Raw genomic sequence first — 19,103 nt, 5'->3', positions numbered from 1 at the left:
GTTACTGGGAGCGCGCACGTCATGACCATCACTCTCTCGAGCCTCTCCGGAGTGGTGCTGGTCTACCTGCTCGTCTTCGCCCGCACCGGCTCCATGCTGATGCTGCTGCCGCCGATCGGCGAAGCCAACGTGCCGGCGCGCGTCCGCTTGATGCTGGCGCTCGGCGTTGCCCTCGCCCTCGCGCCGGTGGTGCAGTCCTCCTATCCCCAGACCGCGCCGCAGACGACCGCCGCGCTGGTGTCGCTGATCGTCCAGGAAGTCGTCGTCGGCATCATGATCGGCACGCTGGCGCGCATCATCATGAGTTCGATCTCGGTGGCCGGCACCATCATCGCCGCCCAGATCGGCCTTAGCTATGCCGAAGCCCTCGATCCCACGTCGCGCGGCCAGCAAGGCGCGGTGATCGGCAACTTCCTCTCGCTGCTTGCGGTGGTGCTGATCTTCTCCGCCAATCTGCATCATCTCGCCATCGGCGCGGTGACCGGCTCCTATCACCTGATCCCGCCCGGAACCTCGCTGCCGACCGGCGACATGGCGGAACTGGCCATCCGCATCGTGTCGAGTTCGTTCGCGCTCGGCTTCCAGCTGGCGGCGCCGTTCATCGTGTTCGGCTTCGCCATCAACGCCGGCTTCGGCGTCTTGGCGCGGATGATGCCGCAGTTGCAGGTGTTCTTCGTCGTGACCCCGCTCAACGTGCTGGTCGGCTTCGTCGTGATGACGCTGCTGCTCGGCACCATGATGACGCTGTTCCTCAATTTCTACAGTGCCCAGATGGGGGCGTTCCTCTAGGGGACGGCGGGCATGGCAGGCGATCGCGACGAATCCCAGCAGACCGAGGAGCCGACCCAACGCAGGTTGGAGCAGGCGCGCGAGCAGGGCGACATCGTCACCAGCGGCGAAGTCACCACGCTCATTCTCCTGCTCGGCGGCACGCTCGCCATCGCGATTTTCGCCAGGAACGCCTCGCACGAACTGGCGACCCTGTTCCGCACCTTCCTGGCCGAGCCCGATCAGATCGCCGTCGATCCCGGTGCGCTGCAGATCCTGCTCGGCGACGTGATGATGAAACTGGGCATGATCGCCGGACCCATTCTCGGCTTTCTGATGCTCTCCGGCGTCGCCGCCAATCTGGTCCAGCACAAGCCGACACTCAGCTTCGAGCGCCTCAAGCCGAACCTGTCCAAGCTGTCGCTGCTGAGCGGCTTCAAGCGCATGTTCGGCATCGACGGCCTGACCAACCTTCTCAAGGGCCTCATCAAGATCGCCATCGTCGGACTCGCGATCTGGACCCAGTTGTGGCCGGAGCGCGGCACCCTCGAAGGCATGCTGACCCAGTCGCCCGCCGCCATCGCCGACGACATGAATCATCTCTGGATGAAGCTGATGATCGCCAGCCTCGCCGCCATGGCGGTGATCGCGGGCGGCGACTTCCTGTTGCAGCGCTACCAGTTCACCAAGCGCAACCGGATGTCGAAGCAGGAGGTCAAGGAGGAATACCGCCAGACCGAAGGCGATCCGATGGTCAAGGGCCGCCTGCGCCAGATCCGGATGGAGCGCGCCAAGAAGCGCATGATCGCCGAAGTGCCCAAGGCGACCGTGGTCATCACCAACCCGACCCATTTCGCGGTGGCGTTGAAATACGAATCCGGCAAGACCCAGGCGCCGCTGTGCGTCGCCAAAGGCGTCGACTCGCTGGCCTTGCGCATCCGCGAAATCGCCAAGGAACATCAGGTGCCGATCGTCGAAAACCCGCCGCTGGCGCGCGCGCTCTATGCCACCGTCGAGGTCGACGAAGCGATCCCGGTCGAGCACTTCAAGGCGGTGGCGCAGGTCATCGGCTATGTGATGAAACTCACCGGCAAGTTGCGGGCGAATTAGCACCGTTGCGTCGCGTCACCGGCTGCGGCAGGGTCGGCGCGCAATCACGGCAGCGGACCTATGCGGCTCATCATCGATACGGACACGGCGGGCGACGACTGTTTTTCGATCCTGGTCGCGGCGGCCCAGCCGGACGTCACCATCGAAGCGGTGACGATCTGCAACGGCAACATCGTGTTCGAGCAGCAGATCGAGAACGCGCTGAAGACGCTGGAGGTCGCCGGTCTCGGCGGCAAGGTGCCGGTCTATCCCGGCTGCCCCAAGCCGCTTTTGCGCGAGCACGTCAATGCCGCCTACGTGTTCGGCGCCGACGGCATGAGCAACGCCGGTTTCCCGCGTACCCGGCAGCGGCCGGAGAAGAAGCACGCGGTCGACGCCATCATCGAAACCGTGTTGGCCAATCCCGGCGAGATCACCATCATCGCCCAGGCGCCGCTGACCAATCTCGCGGTCGCCGCCACCATGGAGCCGCGCATCGCCAAGGCGGTGAAGCACCTCTGGATCATGGGCGGCACCGACAACGGCGTCGGCAATGTCACGCCCGCGGCGGAATACAATTTCTATGTCGATCCCGAAGCCGCCGCGATGGTGTTCAACGCCGGATTCGACATCTCGCTGGTCACCTGGACCTTGTCGCTGTCCTCCAGCCTGATGACGGAAGGCGATCTCGCCGAGGTGGCGGCGATGGGCACGGCGAAATCGGACTTCTTCACCACCGTCAACGAGTCCCAGGTGCAATTCTCCCGCGATCATTACGGCCATGCCGGGACCGTGCATCCCGATGCCCTGACCAGCGCCTGCGCCCTCGTTCCCGGCGTCGTCACCGAAACCGCCGAGTGCCTTGTCCAGATCGAACTCGATTCGCTGCTGACGCGGGCGTATTCGAGCGTGTCCAGCCCACGCGTTCCCAAACAGGAAATCGCCGATCCTTCGCTCGGCAAAGCCCGCGAAGCCAACGCGCGCGTGATCAAAGGCGTCGACCTCGATGCTTTCCGACGCTGCATGAAGGCGGCGTTGCGCTGATTATTTGCAGATCGTGTCGAGCGCCGCGGTTTCGTCCGAGGGTTTCGGCGGGACGGCGACGCCGCGGTCGGCGGCGACCTTCTCCATCGCGGGCGGCGCCGGTTGCGTCGGATCAAAGTAAGCGCGGGTCAGCGGGTCGGCGGCGGCCTCCTCCAGAGTGACGAAGCTCGCTCCGTTCGCTTGGTACATCGCGATCAGCCGCGGCAGCATATGGGCCTGGAACGAGCCGATGTGCAGCAGCAGCACGTAAGGAACGTCGCGCCCGTACAGCGCGGTCGCGAGCGAACGCGAATAGGCGAAGCCTTCTTCCGCCCGCTTCAAATACATCTCTTCCAGTTTGGCGATCGACGCGGTGTCGTTCTTGGCAAGGCAGCGGGCATACGGCGCGGGATAGTCCCAATCGTTGAGTCCGGTGCCGACGGTGCCAATGCGATAGCCGCGTCCGGCGAGAAATCCGCGGATCTCGGCCCGCTGCACCGCGTCCTTGCCTTCGTCGAGATAGGGATAGCGGAACCAGTGCCAATCGCTGGTGCCCGCCGCCGATTCCAGCACCGGCTCGTTGCGGACGATCTCGGCCTCGAAATCGGCGGTCGCGATCTGCGACAGGCCGGGATGGGCAAAGGTGTGATTGCCGAGGAGATTGCCGCTGGCACGCCACTGGCTCAGCACCGGTTCCGCCGCAGGCTCCTTGCCGATCAGCGCCGCATTGACGAAGCCGTAGGTGGGCGGAATGCCGCCGGCCTTGAGGGCATCGATCACCTGCTGCGCAATTCCGGTCCGGGTCATGCCGTCCGGCAGCGCGCCATGGGACGGCAGATCGTCGAACGTCACGGCGATTTTCGGTCCGGCCGCCGCGGACACCGACGACAGCAGCGCCGCCGCAAGCAACACCCGTTTCATTTCTTCCCCTTCGCGCCCAGCACCTTGGCCGCCAGCGCTCCCATAACACGATATCCCGCCGCCGAGGGATGCAGGAAATCGCCGGAGTCGTAGGCCGGCAAGAGATGATCGGGGCGGGCCGGATCGCGCAAGGCGGCGTCGAAATCGATCACGCCGTCGAACTCCTTCTGGGTCCGGATCCAGGTGTTGACGGCCGTGCGGTCGGCTTCGTTGGCGGCGTCGGGATGGTAATAGGCCACCCCCATATAAGGCAGGATGGTGCCGATATAGGCCTTGAGGCCGCGGGCGTGGGCGCGGACCGCGATCTGGCGGTAGCCGGCGATCAGATTCGTTACCAGCGCGGCATGCTCCTCCGCCGGCACCGGATGATCGATGGTCAAACGGCCGAGATCGTTGATGCCTTCGAGCACGATCACTGCCTTGACGCCGACCGGCGCCAGCACGTCACGCCCGATCCGCGAGATCGCGTTCGGCCCCAGGCACTGGCTGAGAACGCAGTTGCCGCCTTGGCCGGCATTCAGCACCGCCGTCGCCGGCAGTTTCTTATTCGCCGCCAGCTGCCCGGCCAGAATATTGGTCCAGCGGTCGTTGCCGTTGGTGGTCGAGCCGCGGCCGTCGGTGATGGAATCGCCCAGCGCCACCACGGCAGAGGCCTTCGGCACCGCCGTCAGCACCTCGATGGCGGCAATCTGGTACCAGTGGTCGACCGCTTTGGCGCCGGTCAGGTGCGCCTCGGCGGTGTGGTCGCCCGCCAACACGTAGGAGGTCTGGCGCGAGCCGGGATGACCGGTTTCGACCGCCGGGGCGGTATCGTACTGGATCGAGATGGCGACATCGGCGAACGCCGCCAGCGGTCCCGTCACCGGATCGGACAGCCAGGTCGCGCCGGCGGGAATGGTGACATCGGGCTTGCCGTCGAAGGTGAGGGCGCGGTCGGTGGCCGGATCGATGGCGTCGCCGCCGAGCGATTTGGCGATATGGACGGCTTTCAGGTGCAGCGGCGCGGTACCGAACGTGTTCGACAGCATCAGGCGATACGCCGATCCGCCGATCGACAGGCGCACGACCTGGCGCACCGTGGCGCCGGTCATGTCGGCGGGCGCCAGCATGTTGTTGGGCTCGACGATCTGCTGCGCGGTCGACCAGCTCGTCACCCACGAGGGGGCCGCCACCGCCGCCGCGGTCCACATCACGGCCGCAAAGGCCAGCCATCCAGCTCGACGCATCCTATTCCCCTTGATCGGCTTTCTGATACCGGTACCAATCATAACCCGCTTGGACCGCAACGAGAATGCCGCGATTCGTCCGTGCTTTCCCGTGGCGGGAAAAATCCATACATACTGTGCCAGAGGTCCGAATCAGCATGGCAAGCATCATCGACTCGTCTCTTGGCGTGCCGAGCGGCAAATGGCGCTGGGTAGCAGCGGCATTCGTCACCCTGGCCCTGGCGGCCGCAATCCTGGCAATCGCCGTTCCGGCGCAGGCGCAGTGGGCGGGGTTCGCCCTTCTTCTCGGCATCGCGGTCCTCGGGCTGGTGATGCTGTTCGGCATGGCCCAGCGCAAATGGCTGTCGCAGAGCGATGTCCGCCGCATCGCCGAAGCCGCGGCGCGCGCCAATGTGGCCTGGGCGGTGACCGCCCCCGACGGCGCCGTACTCGAATGCAACGACGTCTACCGCCGCATGGCCGGGACCGAAGACGGCGCCGCCCCCGCTCCGCCCGAACTGGCGCTGGCCGGCGAACCCTCGGCGGCCGTGCTCTACCGCCTGACCAAGGCGGCCAACGAAGCGACAATCCGCGAAGAGACTTTCCCGGTGGCGCCGGGCCTCGAAATCGTTGCCGCCGTGCGCCCGCTCGCCGATGCCCAGGCGGTGTGGTGGTTCACGCCCCGCCTCGCCCCCACCTCGCAGCGCGCCAAGCTCGAAGACACCAAGCCGGCCGTCACCGGCGACGTGTTCCGCGATGCCCCGATGGGCGTGGCCTTCACCGACGGCACCGGCAAGCTGGCCGAAGCCAATGCCGCGTTCCGCCATTTCTTCGCCGCCGCCCAGATCGGCCGCCCGCTCGCCGACCTGATCGACACCAACGACCGCGGCCGCGCTCTCGACCTGATTGCCAAGGCGGCCAACGGCGAAACCAATCTCGGCGCCGTCGAAGTGCGCGGCGTCGGCCAGGGCGACCGCATGGCCGAGCTGTTCGCCCATCCGGCGCCGGGCGGCAAAGCCGTGCTCTATCTGCTCGACATCTCCGAGCAGAAGGCGCTCGAGATCAAGTTCGCCCAAAGCCAGAAGATGCAGGCGGTCGGCCAGCTCGCCGGCGGCGTGGCACACGACTTCAACAACCTGCTCACGGTCATCATCGGCAACTCCGAATTTTTGCTGATGCGCCATCAGGCGGGCGATCCTTCGTTCAAGGAAATCAACGAAATCCACCAGAACGCGCTGCGCGCGGCGACGCTGGTCGGCCAGTTGCTGGCGTTCTCGCGCAAGCAGACCATGCAGCCCAAGGTCCTCGCCGTGCGCGACGTGGTCGGCGAACTCGCCCTGATGCTGCGCCGGCTGTTGCGCGAAGGCGTCGATCTCCAGCTCGAACACGGCAGCGACATCTGGCCGGTTCATGCCGACGAAGCGCAGCTGTCGAACGCCATCATCAATCTCGTCGTCAACGCCCGCGACGCCATGCCGAACGGCGGCACCGTCACCATCCGCACCGCCAACGAGACGGCGCAGAACCCGGTCGCGCTCGGCACCGCCATCATGCCGCCGGGCGATTACGTCCGCATCGAAGTCGCCGACACCGGCACCGGCATTCCGTCGGAAATCGTCGGTAAGATCTTCGATCCCTTCTTCACCACCAAGCCGGTCGGCCAGGGCACCGGCCTCGGCCTCGCCACCGTCTACGGCATCGTCAAGCAGACCGGCGGCTTCATCACGGTGGATTCGGAAGTCGGCAAAGGCACCAGCTTCCGCATCTGGCTGCCGCGCCACGACATCGACCAGAACGCCATCGCCGAGGAAAAGGAACGCACCGCGCCGCGCGACGTCACCGGTCAGGACACCATCCTGTTGGTCGAAGACGAAGAAGCGGTGCGCAGCTTTGCGGCACGCGCGCTGCGCCTGCGCGGCTACAACGTGATCGAGGCCTCGGGCGGCGAAGAAGCGCTGGAAGAGGTGCGCAGCGGCAAGGCGCCGATCCACCTGCTCATCACCGACGTGGTGATGCCCAACATGGACGGCCCGACCCTGGTACGCCAAGTCCGCCGCATCCGCCCCGACATGCAGATCATCTTCATGTCCGGTTATGCCGAAGAAGCCTTCCGCCGCAACGACGAGAAAGCCGAAGACCTCCACTTCCTGCCCAAGCCGTTCGGCCTCAAGCAGCTGGCGGCGAAGGTGAAAGAGGTCCTGTCCGGCGCGCCGGTGCCGAAGCGGCAGGGGTAAGTGATGGGTCTGCGTTTTCGTCGAACGGTGAAACTGTTTCCCGGCGTGCGGCTGAATTTGAGCCGCAGCGGGGTGTCGACCACGGTCGGCGTGCGTGGCGCCTCGGTCACAGTCGGCAAGAAGGGCACCTACGCCAATGTCGGCGTGCCCGGCAGCGGCGTGTCCTATCGCACAAGGATCGACGGCGAGACGGAAACCGCTGAGCCGCATGTGCCGGTCAGCGGGCGCAAGCGTTCGCCGTTTCCCTTGATCCTGGTCCTCGCATTGGCTGGCGGCGGGGTGCTGGCGTACCAAGCGCTGACGTCGCCCGCCTCCAAACCGGCAACTCCGGTTGCCGCCGCGCCAGTGGCCCCGGTTGCTGCCGCGCCCGTCGCAAAGCCGGCCGCAGAAAGCGTGACCATCGCCAAGCGCAGCACGGCGGTGCGGGCAGCGCCGTCGCGCAAATCCGAAAAGCTCGGCACGGCGAAACAGGGCGATCGCTTCACCGTCTTTTCCCGCCAAGGCGTCTGGCTCGAGGTCGGCCATGACCGGCCGGAAGGCTGGATCGCCGCCAGCGCCACCAGGCCCTGAAAATCGTCGAAATCCGGCGACGGCGCGTCACCTCCGGCGCTACCGCGCCCCTTGAGGCAACTGCCGCGCGATGATTCCCCAAGGGAATCAAAAGCTCCAAGCTATGGAAATTTAACGGTCTTTTTCCGCGACTGTGCGCCCGTGGTAGCGCTACTTGCCAAACCGCCCCGCTTCTGCTGTTAACGTGAGAATGCGACACACTCTCAACAGGAACTTTTAGAGGGGTAAAATGAGAACGCGTCACAATCTCACGGCATCACGAAGGACGTTCTGGGCCGCGTCCGTATCGATCCTGGCTCTCGGATTTTCGCCCGCTGTGGCCACGGCCGCGGACGTCGGCGAAACCGTCACCGTTACCGGCCAATCGATCGAACTGGACGTCCGCGGCCAGACCCCGCTTCTGGAAACGCCGCAGAACATCCAGATCTTGTCGGCCGACCTCTTGGCAGCCCAGAACGTCACCCGGCTCGACGAAGCCTTGCGCAACGTCGCCGGGGTTTCCGGCGGCGGCTATTACAGTTCCTACGACTATTTCCGCATCCGCGGCTTCGATGCCTCGGGCTACATCTATCTCGACGGCATGCGGCTCGACTCCTATGTCGACGTCAACGCCGAGCTTTCCGGCCTCGAACAGATCCAGGTGGTGAAAGGTCCGGCGTCGGCGCTGTACGGCCAAGGCGCCCTCGGCGGTCTCGTCAATTTCGTGTCGAAGCGGCCGACCGACGAAGCGTTTCTCGCCCTCAGCGGCGCGTACGGCTCCTACGCCTCGTATGAATTCACCCTCGACGGCAACCGGCCGTTCGCGTCCGATCTCGGCGCCCGGCTGGTGGCGACCTACCGCCACGACGGCAGCTTCGTCGACCATGCGAGCGGCAACGACCGCATCTATATCGCGCCGTCCTTCACCTGGACCCTCGACGCCGACACGGCATTGACCCTGCTCACGTCCCATCAGCACGACGACATGAACATGGCGATGCCGCTGACCGCGCTCGGCACCATCATTCCGTCGGCCTACGGCACCTATTCGCTCAAGACCTATACCGGCAATCTCGGCAACGACAACCGGTCCAAGGTCGGCCGCACCCAGCTCGGTTACCAGTTCAGCCACCGCTTCAACGACGTGTTCAGCCTGAACCACCGCCAGCGCGCCACCTTCAACGACCAGCGCTGGACCAACATTCTCTACACCTCGAGCGTGGTCGACGACGGCACCACGCTGACGCTGAAACAGTACCCGTACGATTACGACAGCTACGGCACCATGATCACGACGGATACGTCGCTGTCGGCGGATTTCGCCACCGGGCCACTGACGCATCACGTGCTGGCGGGATCGGATTATTCCATCACCCACGGCCATTCGCATTCGCAGCAGATCGATTACAGCGATCCCAGCGCCTACATGTCGCTCGATCTCTTCCACCCCACCTATCACCGGCCGATGCCGGCCTATTCGCTGTTCACCGCGACCGACGACAGCCTGCACGATCTTGGCGTTTATCTGCAGGACCATGTCAGCTACGGCGATTTCACCCTCACCGGTTCGCTGCGCTGGGACGATGCGCAATCGGGCCTCGGCGCGGCGCGCGTCACCGATGTCGCCTTCACCCCGCGCCTTGGCGTGACCTACGAAGTGGTGCCGAAGACGGTGATGTTCGCCAGCTACAGCGAATCCTTCCTGCCGCAGAGCGGCACCACGTTCGGCGGCGACGCGCTCAAGCCGGAAACCGGCCGCCAGTGGGAAACCGGCGTCAAAGCGAGCCTGATGGACGGCACCATCGATCTCACCGCTTCGCTCTATTACCTGACGCGCAACAATGTCTCGACCTCCGACATCGCCCATCCGTTCTTCTATACGCAGGCGGGCAAGCAGCGCAGCCGCGGCTTCGAATTCGACAGCCGCTTCCAGATCGACGCCAATTGGCAGGCGATCTTCACCTATGCCTATACCGATGCGGCGGTGATCGCTGACACCGATCCTGCGATGATCGGCGATCAGCTGCGCAATGCGCCCAAGCATTCGATCGGCGCCTGGACGCGCTATGCCTTCGACGGCACGCTCGAGGGATTGTCGGTGGCGGGCGGCGTCTATCATTATTCCGGCATGGCGAGCGATCTGCCCAACAGTTTCCGCCTGCCCGCCTACACGCTCGTCAACGCCGATATCGCCTACGTCTACGGCGACGCCCAATTGCAGCTTTCGTTCAAGAATCTCTTCAACGAACGTTATTTCTCGGGCTCGTACAACGACACCTATGTCCAGCCCGGCTTCCCGCGCACGCTCGAAGCCAAGCTGAGCTACCGGCTGTGATACGCGCGGTTTTCACCCGGCTGCATCGCTGGGTGGGGCTGACGATGGCGGGATTTCTCGCTGTCGCCGGCCTCACCGGCAGCCTGATCGTGTTCTATCAGGAGCTGGACCGGGCGCTGAATCCGGACCTGTTCAATGTGCCGGTGACATCACAACGCCTATCGCCTTCGGCCTTGGCGGCGCGGGTGGAAGCGCAATTGCCGGGCACGCACGTCACGCTGATGTCGATTCCGGCACCGGGACGGGCGAGCGAAGTCTGGGTCAGCGGCAAGTCGCTCGCTTACGATCAGGTGTTCGCCGATCCGGCCACCGGCAAGGTGTTGGGCCAGCGCAAATGGGGCAAAGCCGGACTATCCCGCGCGGCTCTGATGCCGATGATCTATCTCTTCCACTATTCGCTGAAGCTGCCCGGCGTCTGGGGCATCGTGCTGATGGGCGTCATCGCGTGTCTGTGGAGCATCGACTGTTTCGTCGCCTTCGTGCTGACCTTGCCGCGAGGGGTGCCGTTCTGGACCAAATGGGGACCGGCGTGGCGGATCAAGCCCGGCGCCAGTGCCTATCGCGTCCAGTTCGATCTGCATCGCGCCGGCGGGCTGTGGCTGTGGGCGGTGCTGTTCGTGTTGGCGACCAGCAGCGTGGCGCTGAATCTGCCCGAACAGGTGTTCCGTCCGCTGCTCAAGACCTTCACCACTTTGTCGCCGTCGTATGAAGACTTGCGTCCGCCCGCCGTGGTGCGCACGCCGAAATTATCCTTCGACGATGCGCTGCATCTGGCTCGTCGCGAGGCCGACCGGCCGCAATGGGTGTTTCGCGCGCCCGGCACCGTCGGCGTCAGTTACGGTGCGCGCGGCGACAAAGGCCTCGATGGTTTCGGTCTTTCGACCATCGTGTTTGATGATCAGACCGGCGCCCGCGTGCTGCACCAGCAAGCGGGCCACGGACGGCTCGCCGACATTTATGCCGGCATGCAGTACCAGCTTCATTCGGGCCGCATTCTCGGCTGGCCGGGGCGCATTCTGGTGGCGTTGGCCGGACTGGCGGTGGCGATGCTGTCGGTGACCGGCGTCGTGATCTGGCTGAGGAAACGCCACGCCCGGATGGTGCGGCGTCTCAGGACGTCGGCTGCTGCGGCTTGAAGGCGGGCGAGATCGCCAGCGTCACGAAGAACGCCGCCACGAACAGGGCGACGAGCAGCAAGGCGTTGCGCTGCAGGTAATAGCCGGGACTCTGGATCAGGCTATAGACCAGCATGCCCGAGGCGAAGACGTTGACTTGCCGCGCCCACGCCGCGCCGAACCAGAGACCGGCGCCGCTGACGATGAGAAGACCGGCGGTGGTGAATTCCGCCGTCAGATGCATGGCGATTTCCCACGGCTTGGTCGCCATGTCGGGAATCGTGCCGGCGGCCCAGAACCACGTCCACAACACCAGCATCGCGATACCGACGATGACCGAATAGACAGCGACAATCGTCTTCATTCCGGATTTCCCGCTTCCTGGATAACCGAGCGGGAGCCCCCCGTTTCGGCAGAGGGGGAAATGCCTCCCGGTTGTGGCGCAACCAAGGCTGCAATGCGTACGAATTGAGCAATTCATTGGGTATCATTGCAAACATTGCGCGGCGGTTGTGATTCTGTGCGGAAATGGGACGCTCAGCCTCGCGTCGCCGAGATACTGACCAGCGCACCGCCCCGTCCGCACTCCCAACGCGCGCGGTGCGAACGGACGGATCGGGCATGCGGCACGCCGGGTTCGGGTTTCCTCGAGAGAGGAAGTCGCGAACCCCGGCGCTGCTCCCGCGCGGGCGCGTCAGTTGACGCCGCGGGCTTTCAGATATTCGGCGAACTGCCGGTCGGGCCCGCTGATATGATGCTGCAACATCGCCTCGATGCGGGCGGACTGTTCCAGCAAGGCCGGGTCGTGCGCCTGAAATGCGAACACATCGCTCATCAGCGTGGTGTAGTTGAGCCGTGCGGTGCGATGGTGGAGCTTGTGCTCTTCGGCGCCGGGATAATCCGACTGGGCCATCAGTTCTTCTTCGTGCTCCATGTGGGCGTTGCCCGCCATGATGGCTTCGCGCAGTGCCGCCAGCGCCACCTCGGCGTCGGCTTCGGCTTTGAGATAAGCGATGAACTTCGCAATCAGGCTCATGAGGGCGTGGTGTTCGCGGTCGATCGCGTTGACACCCAAAGCCAGCGTATCCGACGCCTGGTCCATGCGGTGCTCCCTACTTCCGGTTTCACGCGCAGCCAGCATGGTGCCGACAAGTTGCAGGGTGTTTACCGCGGAAATAGGTATTTTCCGAAAACCGGCGCAGGCGCATTGCGCCGGTGGCGCCGCAAGCCGGAAACGATCAGTTCTGCTTACCGTATGCCGTGCGCGATCAGGTAATTGGCGAGATCGCGATCGGGGCCGATCATGTGATCGTAGAGCAGCTTTTGCATCTCGCCGATGTTGGCGATCGTGATCTGATCGCACACGCCGGTGTTGAGGATTTCGCCGGCGATCGTCGTGAGCTTCAGGCGCAGCATGCGGTGCTGGCGCTTTTCTTCGTCGACACCGGGATAAGCGGTTTCGGCCATCAGTTGTTCTTCATGGTCGAAATGCTCGTTGGTGAGGGCCAACGCCTCCTCGACAATGGCACGCACTTGCCCCTGGGCTCCATCGTCTTTCATGCAGGCGACGAACTGGTCGAACAGCGCTGCGAGGCGGCGGTGTTCGCTGTCCATCGATTCCACGCCGAGCGCGAGCGCATCGTCGTACCGATCCATGCTTCACTCCCACCAAAGGTCGCGCAAAGGGTAACGGCGATCGGGTTGCGCAGTGCTTACTGAACAAGCAGAGCATGTTGGCACTATCGCGACCCGAAAAGGCGGAATTGCGCGAGAGGCCGTTACAAGTTTCGGCGTGCCGTTAACCGCCGGCTTACCCTAATCCTACGCGCATCAGGTGCTGCGCCAAAGCGCGATCGTCGCGATCCATGTGGGCGACGAAGATGGACCGCAGCAGATCGCCATGTTCGTTGAGGATCTCCGGCGGCTGGCGGTGATGCAGCACGTCCTCGCTGAACGCCGACGCCGCCAGCACCAGCCGCTCGTGATCGAGCCGGTGTGCCGCTGCGTCCGGATAGGCGCTTTTGGTCATCAGGGCTTCTTCCTGACGGCAATGGGCACGCAGCGCGGCCATCGAGGTTTCGATCATGACGCGGATTTCGGCCGCCGGCCGGCCCCGGAGGACGGCAATCTGGAAGGCGCGCAGCATGCCGCCCATCTCCAGATGCTGCTCGTCGAGCGTACAAATTCCGATAGGCGCAAGATGGACCGCCATGGCGGACTCCGGCTCGAACATTGAGGCCACACCTTAGGCTTGCGACTCTTGCCGGAGACTTACCGGAATCGCTCCCCAGCCGAGTCGGCCCGATTGGGACTTTCCCCTATGAACCCGACCGCCAAGAAGGGATATTCCCCCTGCTGCTCATTCTCAAGAACACGATGCGAACATGATGGGGTATTCCGCAGGTGAATCAGCCCTGTATGTAGCGGCTTGCCAATTAGAACAAACCGTGTACTTTGAGCCCTGTCGCGGTGGTGCGAAATTCATTGGGAATGGGCACCGAGCCGTGGTCTATAGGGAGCGGAACCGATGAGTCAGGCACCGTTGCGCGTCGTGGGCAAGGAAGACACCAATACCGATAAGAAGCGCGCCCTCGAGGCGGCGCTGTCGCAGATCGATCGCGCCTTCGGCAAAGGCAGCGTGATGAAGCTCGGCCAGAAGGAGCCCGTCACCTCGGCCGACGTGGTTTCGACCGGCTCGCTCGGGCTCGATATCGCGCTCGGCATCGGCGGCCTGCCGCGCGGCCGCGTCATTGAAGTTTACGGTCCGGAATCTTCGGGCAAGACCACCCTGGCGCTGCATGCGGTGGCCGAAGTCCAGAAGAGGGGCGGCACGGCGGCCTATATCGACGCCGAACACGCCATGGACCCGATTTATGCCCGCAAACTGGGTGTCGACGTCGACGAACTCCTGATTTCCCAGCCCGATACCGGCGAACAAGCGCTCGAAATCACCGATACTCTGGTGCGCTCGGGCGGCGTCGACATCGTGGTGGTCGATTCGGTCGCCGCGCTGACCCCGAAAGCCGAACTCGAAGGCGAGATGGGCGACCAGCTCCCCGGCCTGCAGGCCCGTTTGATGAGTCAGGCGCTGCGCAAGCTGACCGGCTCGATCTCCAAGTCGAACACCATCGTCATCTTCATCAATCAGATCCGCATGAAGATCGGCATCATGTTCGGCAACCCGGAGACCACGACGGGCGGCAACGCCCTCAAGTTCTATTCCTCGGTGCGCCTCGACATCCGCCGTATCGGCGCCATCAAGGACCGCGACGAAGTGGTCGGCAACCAGACCCGCGTCAAAGTGGTCAAGAACAAGGTCGCCCCGCCGTTCAAGCAGGTCGAGTTCGACATCATGTATGGCCAGGGCATCTCCAAGACCGGCGAGCTTCTGGACCTCGGCGTCAAGGCCGGGATCGTCGAGAAGTCGGGCTCCTGGTTCTCCTATGACGGCACCCGCATCGGCCAGGGCCGCGAGGCCGCCAAGGCCTATCTCGGCGCCAACCAGGACGTAGCGAACGCTATCGAGGCGGCAATCCGCCAGAATGCCGGTCTGATCGGTCAGGCTCTGGCCCTCGGCGGCGAAGATTCGGAGGCGGCGGAAGGATAATTTCCGGGAGCGACAGCCAGGAAAAGTGTAGAGCGGTTTTCCGCCCGGCTGCGCGACCCAAAAAAGTGTCTGTTCCCTTGTTGGCATGAGGGAGCGACTCCGGGGGCGTAGCGGGCGACCGCTGCGCCCCTTCCCGTTCCGGGGGCGCCTGCGGCCGAACGGCCGTTTTGCCGCGGCCCGGCTGCTCGGACGAAGCGCGGGATGACAAGGATTTGAGCCACGGCTAAAAGGTCTCCATGACAAGTCTTGCCGATCTCCGCTCCGCATTCCTGGCGTTCTTCGCCGATCGCGATCACGCCGTGGTCCCCTCCTCGCCGCTGGTGCCGCGCAACGACCCGACGTTGCTGTTCACCAATGCCGGCATGGTGCAGTTCAAGAACGTGTTCACGGGCGCGGAAAAGCGGCCGTACACCAAAGCCACCTCGGTGCAGAAATGCGTCCGCGCCGGCGGCAAGCACAACGATCTCGACAATGTCGGCTACACCGCCCGGCACCACACCTTCTTCGAGATGCTGGGCAATTTCTCGTTCGGCGACTACTTCAAGGAACAGGCCATCACCTTCGCCTGGGACTTCGTCACCAAGACGATCGATCTGCCGAAGGACAAGCTCTTCGTCACGGTCTATCCGAAGGACGAGGAAGCCCGCGGCTTGTGGAAGAAGATCTCGGGCCTGTCCGACGACCGCATCATCGGCCACGAGTCGAATCTCTGGGCCATGGGTCCGGTCGGCCCGTGCGGCTATTGCTCGGAAATCTTCATCGACCAGGGCCCCAGCCTGTGGGGCGGCCCTCCCGGCTCGCCGGAAGAAGACGGCGACCGCTTCCTCGAATTCTGGAACCTCGTCTTCATGCAGTTCGAGCAGGTCGACGAGAACACCCGCGTGGAGCTGCCGCGGCCGTCGATCGACACCGGCATGGGACTGGAGCGTATCGCCGCCATCCTGCAAGGCGTCACCAACAATTACGACACCGATCTGTTCCGCCATCTGATTGCGGCATCGGTCGAGTTCTCGGGCGCGCGCGGCAATACCGACGAAATCCGCGCCAGCCATCGCGTCATCGCCGACCATTTGCGCGCCGCTTCGTTCCTGATCGCCGAAGGCGTGCTGCCGTCGAACGAAGGCCGCGGCTACGTGCTGCGCCGCATCATGCGCCGCGCCATGCGCCACGCCCATCTGATCGGCTCCAAAGACCCGCTGATGTACCGCCTGGTGCCGGCCCTCGTCGCCGAAATGGGCGAGGCCTATCCCGAGCTTCCCCGCGGCCAGGCGCTGATCGTCGAAACCCTGAAGCTGGAAGAGAGCCGGTTCCGCGAAACCCTGGCACGCGGCCTCAAGCTGCTCGACGAAGCCACCACCACGCTGGGCAAAGGCGACACGCTGGACGGCGAAACCGCCTTCAAGCTTTACGACACTTACGGCTTCCCGCTCGATCTCACCCAGGACGCCTTGAAGGCGCGCCACATCGGTGTCGACGTCACCGGCTTCACCGATGCGATGAACCGCCAGCGCGCCGAAGCGCGCAAGGCCTGGGCCGGCTCCGGCGAAGCGGCGACCGATACCCAGTGGTTCGCGCTGCAGGACGAATTCGGCAAGACCGAGTTCCTCGGCTACGACACCGAAGAGGCCGAAGGCACGGTGCTGGCGATCCTGAAGGACGGCGAGCGCATCACGTCGGCCAAGACGGGCGATACCGTGCTCATCCTGACCAACCAGACCCCGTTCTACGGCGAATCCGGCGGCCAGGTCGGCGATCACGGCACGGTCGCTTCGCCCAAGGCCGCCGGCACGGTGATCGACACCGAGAAGAAGCTCGGCGCCTTGCATGTGCATGTGGTCGAAGTGACCAAAGGCGAAATCGCCGTCGGCGACTCGCTCGATCTCAAGGTCGACGGCGAACGCCGCCGCGCCACCCGCGCCAACCATTCGGCGACCCATTTGCTGCAGGCCGCGCTGAAGCGCGTCCTCGGCCCCCATGTGGCGCAAAAGGGCTCGCTGGTCGGCCCCGAACACCTGCGCTTCGACTTCAGCCATCCCAAGCCGGTAACGGCGGAGGAGCTGGCGCGGGTCGAAGACATGGTCAATGCCGTCATCCGCCAGAACTCCGACGTCGCGACCCGGCTGATGCCGACCGAGCAGGCGATCAGTTCCGGCGCCATGGCGCTGTTCGGCGAGAAATACGGCGACGAAGTGCGCGTGCTGACGATGGGTGTGGACGGCGATAAGCCGTACTCGGTCGAGCTGTGCGGCGGCACCCATGTCCATCGCCTCGGCGACATCGGCCTGTTCACGATCCTTTCGGAAAGCGCGGTGGCATCGGGCGTGCGCCGCATCGAGGCGCTGACCTCGGAAGGCGCCCGCCGGTATCTGGCGCATCAGTCCGAATTGGCGCGCGAAGCCGCGGCGGCCCTCAAGACCAGTCCGGCCGAACTGCCGGCGCGCGTGGCGCAACTCGCCGACGAACGCCGCCGTCTCGAACGCGAACTGACGGAAGCCAGGAAGGCGCTGGCACTGGCCGGTCCGGCCCAAGGCGGCGCCGAGAGCGACGTCAAAGAGGTCGGCGGTCTCAAGCTGGTGGCGCGCGTCGTCGAAGGCGTGTCGCCGAAGGATTTGAAGGGGCTGGCCGACGAGGCCAAGACCAAGATCGGCTCCGGCGTGGTCGCCTTCGTGGCGGTCAGCGACGGCAAGGCTTCGATCGTGGTGGGCGTCACCGATGACCTGACGAAAAAGGTCAGTGCGGTCGATCTGGTGCGGACGGGGGCGGAAGCCTTGGGCGGCAAGGGCGGCGGCGGCCGTCCCGACATGGCCCAGGCCGGCGGTCCCGACGGCACCAAAGCGGCCGCGGCGCTTGCTGCCATCGAGGCCAAGCTCGCCGCCGGGTGACAGGAGTGAAACAGGCGCGCGACCGCTACAAAGGGTTCCGCCGCCGTGTGTATCTCGTGCTCGAAGGCGGGCCGGCACACGGCACGCTCGGCGCGCTGATCGAAGTCTTCCTGATCGTCCTCATCATTGCCAACGTGGTGGCGTTCACGCTGCAAAGCGTACCGTCGATCCGCGAGCCGTATTGGTTCGACCTCGAGGCCTTCGAGATTTTCTCGGTGGCGGTGTTCACCATCGAATACGTGCTCAGACTGTGGGTGACGATCGAGGACCCGCTGGTCGCCGTCCAAGGCCGCTGGAAAGGCCGGCTGTCCGCCGCGCTGAAGCCGACCATGGTGATCGACTTCTTCGCCTTCGCGCCGGTCTACTTCACGGTCTTCTTCCCGTTCCTCGACTTGCGCTTCCTCAGAATGGTGCGCTTGCTGCGGCTCCTGAAGATCGCGCGCTATTCGCCGGCGCTGTCGAACCTTGGCCGCGTCCTGATGTCGGAACGCCGCGCGCTGGTCGGCACCCTGCTTCTCATCATCTGCACCACCGTGTTCGCGGCCGCCGCCATGCATGCCGCCGAAGGCGCCGTGCAGCCGGACAAGTTCGGCACCATTCCCGGCTCGATGTGGTGGGCGATCACCACGCTGACGACCGTAGGCTATGGCGACGAAGTGCCGGTGACGCTGCTCGGCCGCATCATCGCCGGCTGCACCATGGTGACGGGGCTCGGCATTTTGGCGCTGCCGGTCGGCATCGTCGCCAACGGCTTCATGAACACCATCCACCAGCGCGAATTCATCGTCACCTTCGGCATGCTGGCGCGGGTGCCGCTGTTCAAGGATCTCGATGCCCGCCTGTTGGGCGAGATCATGAACGTGCTGCGCTCGCAAAGCGTGTCGCGCGGCACCATCATCTCGGTCAAGGGCGCGCCGGCGCACGCGATGTATTTCATCGTGTCGGGCGAGGTCGAAGTCGAACTCGCCAGCCGCCGCGTTCAGTTCGGGCCGGGCGATTTCTTCGGCGAACTGGCGCTGTTACACGACACCCATCGGCGGGCCACCATCGTGGCACTGTCGAACTGCCGGTTGCTGGCGCTATCGGCCGAGGATTTCACCACCTTGACCCGCAAACACCCCGAACTACGCCAGCACATCGCGGAAGCGGCCAAGGAGCACTTGGCCCGCGCCGGACGCGGCGACATCGCCTCGGTGGAGATCGCCGCCGCCGCCCAACGCCGTTACGAATACCGCGAAGACGATTGACGCCCCCTCCGTCTCATCGCTTCGCGATGATCCACCTTGTAACTTGAAGTCCCGCAGATCGGTTAAGCTGACCGGCGCGGTGGCGGACGGAAGATCGTGTCCACCTGGGGCCTCAAGAGCCCGTGGGG

Annotated in this window: 16 protein-coding genes and 1 pseudogene; 11 read left to right on the top strand and 6 right to left on the bottom strand. The window is 64.7% G+C overall.

All coding sequences use genetic code 11. The features are described 5' to 3' along the window. Positions 1-21 precede the first annotated feature (21 nt). The 3 genes from fliR to FHS84_RS14285 are packed head-to-tail and all read left to right on the top strand — an operon-like array spanning position 22 to position 2,901. Entirely contained in the window at positions 22-789 is a 768-nt protein-coding gene (gene fliR / locus FHS84_RS14295; RefSeq protein WP_166935484.1) for a flagellar biosynthetic protein FliR, read from the top strand. A gap of 12 nt (positions 790-801) precedes the next feature. Next, complete coding sequence (flhB, locus tag FHS84_RS14290; protein ID WP_166935482.1) at positions 802-1,878, top strand: flagellar biosynthesis protein FlhB; 1,077 nt, start codon at positions 802-804, stop codon at positions 1,876-1,878. Positions 1,879-1,938: 60 nt separating this feature from the next. Continuing rightward, positions 1,939-2,901, top strand: a complete 963-nt coding sequence (locus tag FHS84_RS14285) for a nucleoside hydrolase (RefSeq protein WP_166935479.1) — start codon at positions 1,939-1,941, stop codon at positions 2,899-2,901. On the opposite strand, the gene FHS84_RS14280 is transcribed toward FHS84_RS14285, so the two are convergent. Both FHS84_RS14280 and FHS84_RS14275 read right to left on the bottom strand, forming a co-directional pair. Then, complete coding sequence (locus FHS84_RS14280; RefSeq protein WP_166935477.1) at positions 2,902-3,801, bottom strand: polysaccharide deacetylase family protein; 900 nt, start codon at positions 3,799-3,801, stop codon at positions 2,902-2,904. Beyond that, positions 3,798-5,027: an SGNH/GDSL hydrolase family protein gene (locus FHS84_RS14275; RefSeq protein ID WP_166935475.1), complete on the bottom strand. Its 1,230-nt coding sequence runs from the start codon at positions 5,025-5,027 to the stop codon at positions 3,798-3,800. The genes FHS84_RS14280 and FHS84_RS14275 overlap by 4 nt, the downstream gene beginning before the upstream one ends. A 137-nt stretch (positions 5,028-5,164) precedes the next feature. Here FHS84_RS14275 and FHS84_RS14270 point away from each other — a divergent pair, with 137 nt between their 5' ends. The 5 genes and pseudogenes from FHS84_RS14270 (at position 5,165) to FHS84_RS14255 (ending at position 11,260) form a co-directional block, all read left to right on the top strand. After that, positions 5,165-7,240 carry an ATP-binding protein gene (locus FHS84_RS14270; protein ID WP_166935473.1) on the top strand — a complete coding sequence of 692 codons (2,076 nt, stop codon included), beginning with the start codon at positions 5,165-5,167 and terminating at the stop codon, positions 7,238-7,240. Positions 7,241-7,243: 3 nt separating this feature from the next. Beyond that, positions 7,244-7,441 (top strand): annotated as a pseudogene (locus tag FHS84_RS23105) (DUF4236 domain-containing protein); the annotation flags it as partial. Positions 7,442-7,450: 9 nt separating this feature from the next. Beyond that, positions 7,451-7,810, top strand: a complete 360-nt coding sequence (locus tag FHS84_RS23100; RefSeq protein ID WP_425061566.1) for an SH3 domain-containing protein — start codon at positions 7,451-7,453, stop codon at positions 7,808-7,810. Positions 7,811-8,039: 229 nt separating this feature from the next. Continuing rightward, positions 8,040-10,124 (top strand): TonB-dependent siderophore receptor, encoded by a 2,085-nt coding sequence (locus tag FHS84_RS14260; RefSeq protein WP_166935469.1) that lies wholly within the window; start codon positions 8,040-8,042, stop codon positions 10,122-10,124. After that, entirely contained in the window at positions 10,121-11,260 is a 1,140-nt protein-coding gene (locus FHS84_RS14255) for a PepSY-associated TM helix domain-containing protein (protein ID WP_341801831.1), read from the top strand. The genes FHS84_RS14260 and FHS84_RS14255 overlap by 4 nt, the downstream gene beginning before the upstream one ends. Here FHS84_RS14255 and FHS84_RS14250 read toward each other — a convergent pair. The 4 genes from FHS84_RS14250 to FHS84_RS14235 all read right to left on the bottom strand — a co-directional run bounded on the left by FHS84_RS14250 (position 11,235) and on the right by FHS84_RS14235 (position 13,451). Then, on the bottom strand, positions 11,235-11,603 hold the full coding sequence (locus tag FHS84_RS14250) for a DUF8058 family membrane protein (protein ID WP_166935464.1): 369 nt from the start codon (positions 11,601-11,603) through the stop codon (positions 11,235-11,237). The two genes, FHS84_RS14255 and FHS84_RS14250, sit on opposite strands and share 26 nt — an antisense overlap. A 330-nt stretch (positions 11,604-11,933) precedes the next feature. Then, positions 11,934-12,341: a bacteriohemerythrin gene (locus tag FHS84_RS14245; protein WP_166935462.1), complete on the bottom strand. Its 408-nt coding sequence runs from the start codon at positions 12,339-12,341 to the stop codon at positions 11,934-11,936. A gap of 146 nt (positions 12,342-12,487) precedes the next feature. Next, entirely contained in the window at positions 12,488-12,895 is a 408-nt protein-coding gene (locus tag FHS84_RS14240; protein ID WP_166935460.1) for a bacteriohemerythrin, read from the bottom strand. Positions 12,896-13,049: 154 nt separating this feature from the next. Continuing rightward, a complete protein-coding gene (locus FHS84_RS14235; RefSeq protein WP_166935458.1) occupies positions 13,050-13,451 on the bottom strand; it encodes a bacteriohemerythrin in 402 nt (133 codons plus the stop codon). 315 nt (positions 13,452-13,766) lie between these two features. Between FHS84_RS14235 and recA the strand changes: the two genes are divergently transcribed. From recA to FHS84_RS14220, 3 genes are all read left to right on the top strand, one after another. After that, positions 13,767-14,846, top strand: a complete 1,080-nt coding sequence (gene recA, locus FHS84_RS14230) for a recombinase RecA (protein ID WP_166935456.1) — start codon at positions 13,767-13,769, stop codon at positions 14,844-14,846. A gap of 236 nt (positions 14,847-15,082) precedes the next feature. Next, positions 15,083-17,728, top strand: a complete 2,646-nt coding sequence (gene alaS / locus FHS84_RS14225; protein ID WP_166935454.1) for an alanine--tRNA ligase — start codon at positions 15,083-15,085, stop codon at positions 17,726-17,728. 5 nt (positions 17,729-17,733) lie between these two features. Next, positions 17,734-18,975 carry an ion transporter gene (locus FHS84_RS14220; RefSeq protein ID WP_166935452.1) on the top strand — a complete coding sequence of 414 codons (1,242 nt, stop codon included), beginning with the start codon at positions 17,734-17,736 and terminating at the stop codon, positions 18,973-18,975. Positions 18,976-19,103 lie beyond the last annotated feature (128 nt).

Origin of the sequence: Rhizomicrobium electricum (genome assembly GCF_011762045.1) — a bacterium.
Classification (GTDB): Bacteria; Pseudomonadota; Alphaproteobacteria; order Micropepsales; family Micropepsaceae; genus Rhizomicrobium; species Rhizomicrobium electricum.
Note: the sequence above shows the minus strand (reverse complement) of the source record. Positions and strands in the feature narration are given on the sequence as shown.

Coding starts and splice junctions, on each gene's coding strand:
- FHS84_RS14235 (WP_166935458.1), bottom strand. CDS start 13,451: ATGGCGGTCCATCTTGCGCCTATCGGAATTTGTACGCTCGACGAGCAG.
- FHS84_RS14270 (WP_166935473.1), top strand. CDS start 5,165: ATGGCAAGCATCATCGACTCGTCTCTTGGCGTGCCGAGCGGCAAATGG.
- alaS (WP_166935454.1), top strand. CDS start 15,083: ATGACAAGTCTTGCCGATCTCCGCTCCGCATTCCTGGCGTTCTTCGCC.
- FHS84_RS14285 (WP_166935479.1), top strand. CDS start 1,939: ATGCGGCTCATCATCGATACGGACACGGCGGGCGACGACTGTTTTTCG.
- FHS84_RS14245 (WP_166935462.1), bottom strand. CDS start 12,341: ATGGACCAGGCGTCGGATACGCTGGCTTTGGGTGTCAACGCGATCGAC.
- FHS84_RS14280 (WP_166935477.1), bottom strand. CDS start 3,801: ATGAAACGGGTGTTGCTTGCGGCGGCGCTGCTGTCGTCGGTGTCCGCG.
- FHS84_RS14275 (WP_166935475.1), bottom strand. CDS start 5,027: ATGCGTCGAGCTGGATGGCTGGCCTTTGCGGCCGTGATGTGGACCGCG.
- fliR (WP_166935484.1), top strand. CDS start 22: ATGACCATCACTCTCTCGAGCCTCTCCGGAGTGGTGCTGGTCTACCTG.
- recA (WP_166935456.1), top strand. CDS start 13,767: ATGAGTCAGGCACCGTTGCGCGTCGTGGGCAAGGAAGACACCAATACC.
- flhB (WP_166935482.1), top strand. CDS start 802: ATGGCAGGCGATCGCGACGAATCCCAGCAGACCGAGGAGCCGACCCAA.
- FHS84_RS14260 (WP_166935469.1), top strand. CDS start 8,040: ATGAGAACGCGTCACAATCTCACGGCATCACGAAGGACGTTCTGGGCC.
- FHS84_RS14240 (WP_166935460.1), bottom strand. CDS start 12,895: ATGGATCGGTACGACGATGCGCTCGCGCTCGGCGTGGAATCGATGGAC.
- FHS84_RS14250 (WP_166935464.1), bottom strand. CDS start 11,603: ATGAAGACGATTGTCGCTGTCTATTCGGTCATCGTCGGTATCGCGATG.